The following is a 2,530-nucleotide window of genomic DNA, read 5'->3' on the forward strand; positions in this document are numbered from 1 at the left end:
GGCATGACGCCTGGGACATCTGGGACGCGCCGAAGTTTGGTGCACGCTCCCCTTTGCAGGCGATCAGGACGCGACGCCGGTGGCGGGTGGGCACGCGAGTGTGCCGTTGCGGGCCCGTCGCCTAACGGGACGTCTGGACATGCCGAGGAGTGGGAGCAGCCGCAGGATGTCGTCGCAGCGAGAATGGGCCTTTGCCCGGTTAGTGCCGCAGATGTGGCGGCAGCACTCGATTGACCAATGGCATCGACCGGCGTCGCCTCGGCCGGTGTTGTGATCTCGTCAGGTGCCCACGGGGGGCGCAGGTAGGTCGAGCACCCTCGAGCGGCGCAGCCGGTGGCTCAGGTAGGCCAAGCCGAGGCGGGCGCGACCGAATCCGTCGAGCGGGTCGAAGCCCAACGTGGCGGAGATGACGTCCATCCGGGTGCTCATGGTGCTGTGGTGGACCCCGGCCTGTCTGGCCGCCTCTCGCACGGAGTGCGTGGTCACGATGGCCCCGACTGTCGCGAGGCCCCATGGATGCGCGACGATCTCGTCCATCCGCTCGACGTCGGGCTGGTGCCCGTCCTCGGGGGTGTCCGCCAACATGTCAACAAGTCCGCCATAGACGTCGGAGCAGACCAGGCCGTCTTCGGGTGGCGAACAGAGTCGCAACGCGACCATCGCGGTCCGAAACGAGTGGTGCAGTTCGTCGACCGAGGTGGCAACGCCGACTCCGCACGGGCTCGCGTCGAAGGCGTCGTAGGACTCGTGCAGCACGATCGCGTGGATAGGGCCGTGCCGAGTCGGGATGACGTCCTCCGGTCCGTCCGGGTGCCGGAGCCAGACCGCGAACAGAGGTGCGGCCGCGACGCGGTAGCGGCCCGTGGCCGTGAGGCCGAGCTCGGCGGCCGCTGCGATCCGGTCCTCAGCCGCGACATCGGTGTCGGTGAGAAGTCCGAGGTGTCGGCGATTGTCCTGATCGCGGCGACCCCGGCCGTGCCGGATCCGGATCGCCAACGCGAGCCGCTCGAGGGTGATCGTGTCGTTGGGCAGCGCCTCGCCCTCCCGCTCGAGCCAGACAGTCAGTCCGTCCGAGGCCGGCGCCATGAACTCCGGCGCCACCGCCGGAGGCTCCCCGTCATGCAACGTCCCGCGCGGAGTCACCCTGACCACCCGTGGAGGGTGTTCCTGCCGAAAGCCGGCCGGGCAGCCGGTCAGTGACGCTGCGGCGGCGAGCAGGCCGCGGGTGTTGACGTTGCCGACGACAAGCTCGTCGAAGCAGGCAATGACGCGCAACCCGAGGCTGGCGCTCGGGTCGAGGCGGGAGATGCGGCCCAAGAGCTCCTGCATGTCAGTGGCCCCGCCCCTCAGTCGCCAAGGACCTTCTCCACCCAGGTGTCGCGGGCCCGAATCATGGAGCGCCCGACGGCGGTGTGCGGAGCGAAGATGTCGCAGGCGTGGAAAGCCCCCGACCACACGTGCAGCTCCGCGTCGCCTCCTGCGCACCAGATCGCGTCGGCATAGGCGATCGCCTCGTCACGGAAGATCTCCGCGGCGCCGACGTCGATGAACGCCGGGGGCAGCCCGGACAGGTCCTCTGCACGCGACGGTGCGGCGTACGGCGACACCGACTCGGCGCCGCGCGCGCCGCCGAGCAGCGCGTTCCAGCCTGTCTCGTTGCTCACCCGGTCCCACACCCCGATGCCGTCGAACTGCGTCGTCGAGCCGGTGGTGCCTCGGTCGTCGAGCATCGGGTAGTCGAGCACCTGCCCGCACAGCCGCGGTCCGCCACGGTCGCGGGCGGCGAGGGCGAGGCCGGCGGCCAGCCCGCCGCCGGCGCTGGCGCCCGCCACCAGCAGCCGGTCGGGACGGATCCCGAGCTCGCCGCAGTGTGAGGCCGTCCACTCGAGGGCGGCATACATGTCCTCGCGCGGGTAGGGGTCGGGGAACTCGGGTGCGAGTCGGTAGTCGACGGTGACCATCACGACGCCCAGCTTGTCCACCCAGTCGAGGACCAGGTCGATGCCGCTGAACCGATCGCCGAACATCAGCCCGCCCGAGTGCGCATAGAGGACACCCGGGCGCGCTGTGTCGATGCCCGCCGGCCGGAGCACCGAAATCGCGAGGCTCGCGCCCTCGTGTCCGGACACCTCCAGGTCGCGTCGCTCGATCCGCCGCGCCGCCAGGAGGTCGTCGAGCGGAGCGGACGCGTAGGAGACCCGCATGAAGTCGATGAGGTCCGGGGTGATGGTGGGCGGGAACATCCCACCAACCACCGCGAGCCCGGCCTTGAGCTCGGGGTCGAACTCGGGGCGCACGACGCTGGTCACCTTCGTCACGCTAGCCCCGCTCAAGCGATGGCGCGAGGCCCTCACCCGACGAATGTGCCGCTCTCCCGCGCGGACCCGACAGATGGCGGGTGACGCCCGCCGATCTGCGTCGCGGCGTCGGTTCCGGAGCCTGCGTTGCGCGAGCAGCGTAGGTGACGCGCCTGCCGGACCGCCCGGCGGCACCGACAAGGAGGACGACCATGTCCAGGTCCATTGACGGC

At 70.6% G+C, this 2,530-nt stretch carries 2 protein-coding genes; both read right to left on the minus strand.

Annotated features, from left to right (window positions below; genetic code table 11):
* Positions 1–279 precede the first annotated feature (279 nt).
* Positions 280–1,329 (minus strand): helix-turn-helix domain-containing protein, encoded by a 1,050-nt coding sequence (locus RMO85_RS10220; protein ID WP_310528620.1) that lies wholly within the window; start codon positions 1,327–1,329, stop codon positions 280–282.
* Between the two features lie 17 nt (positions 1,330–1,346).
* The gene (locus RMO85_RS10225; protein WP_310528621.1) at positions 1,347–2,309 is read right to left on the minus strand and encodes an alpha/beta hydrolase fold domain-containing protein; all 963 of its coding nucleotides are present in this window, start codon (positions 2,307–2,309) and stop codon (positions 1,347–1,349) included.
* Positions 2,310–2,530 lie beyond the last annotated feature (221 nt).

This window comes from Nocardioides sp. (assembly GCF_031422975.1).
Lineage (GTDB): Bacteria > Actinomycetota > Actinomycetes > Propionibacteriales > Nocardioidaceae > Nocardioides.